Source organism: Streptomyces sp. NPDC045701 (assembly GCF_056432045.1).
Genome location: NZ_JBWKJV010000213.1, coordinates 1 through 1,323, shown reverse-complemented (window position 1 = coordinate 1,323; position 1,323 = coordinate 1). Strand labels below are relative to the sequence as shown.

The window sequence follows — 1,323 nt, the reverse complement described above, 5'->3', positions numbered from 1 at the left end:
GTCACTCTGGCGAAGACTCAGCCAGACACGCGCCCGCAACAGCCACTACAAACAACGCGGACACACCCCCTAACTGTGATTGCAGTATTAGTTAGGGATCGAGGGCGAGTCCGGTTCCGGCGATGAAGCCGTCGAGGGTGTGGGGGCGGTACTGCAGGCGTTTGAGCCGGTTCCGGACGACGGCTTCCAGGTGGTCGAGAGCGACCGAGGCGAGGCTGGCGAGGCTGCGCTTGACATGGGCCCAGAGCCATTCCACGGGGTTCAGGCCGGGCGCGTAGGCGGGCAGGATGCAGACGGTCAGCCAGTCGCGGGCGGCGATCAACTTGCGCATCGTGTGGGAGACGTGGGTGTTCAGACGGTCCCAGACCAGCACGATCGGTGCGCTGACCAGGTGGTGGATGCCGTCGGTCAGGCCGGTGCAGTCATGCCCGGACAGGCTGCGGCGCTCGTCCTTGCGTCCGGTGTGGCGCCGGATGCGGTGGCACAGTCTGGTCTGGTCCGGGCCGGGCCGCACCGCGATCAGTCCGGCGGCGGAGACCTGTTTGGAGCGACGGCCGCAGACCTTCACGACCGGGGTGGTGCCACGCCGACCCCCGGTTGCGTCCCCTGGGCGGCCTGCGGGTGAACCCTGCCCCGTCCCCGGAGCAGATCCAGCCCCCGCAGGCCGACCGGGCGCTTTTACCTCCGCCCAGGCCGCCTCCTTCCAGGTGGCGAGGGCCTGCTCGTCGCGCCCGGCCGCACGCCGGGCGGGAACCTGCGGAGTGAAGCCGAGCCGGCGCATCAGCCTCGTGGCGCCCGGGACGCTGCAGGAGACGTGGAACTTCCTCCCGGTCAGCCTCGCCACCCGCGCGCCCGTCCAGACCTGGTTTTCGCTCCATCCATGCGCGGCAGGGCCCTGGTCAGGGTACTGGGCGAGTTTCTCCTGGCATCGCGGTGACAGCTTGCACCGCTTGCCGAGTGGACCTCGCGAGGCCAGCACCTCCGCCCCGCCCTCCTGCCAGGCCCGGTGCCACTGGCAGGCCGACCTCCGGCTCACCCGCAGCCGACGGGCGACCTCGGGCGGCCGGATCCGGCGAACAACCCGGCGGCCTCCAGCCGCACCGCCCCGCGGCACTGACGGCCCCTCGCCGTCAACCCGCCCCCATCCGCATACCGCATGGCCAGCGGTCTACCGCCACCACCGGTCTACCATCAGCCAAACGCCAAGATTCGTCACCTCATAACGCTGAAGTCAGTGAGGTTTTCTCGACGAAATTCATCGCCAGGCGTTGTTGAGGACGAGGGCGGCTTTGGTGATAGCGCCGATCCGGCCGGGGCTGAGCG

General features: G+C 69.6%; 1 pseudogene. It reads right to left on the bottom strand.

Features of this window, described 5'->3' with window-relative positions:
• Positions 1-91: 91 nt before the first annotated feature.
• Positions 92-1,158, bottom strand: a pseudogene (locus tag AC07DW_RS34525) (IS630 family transposase).
• Between the last annotated feature and the right edge of the window lie 165 nt (positions 1,159-1,323).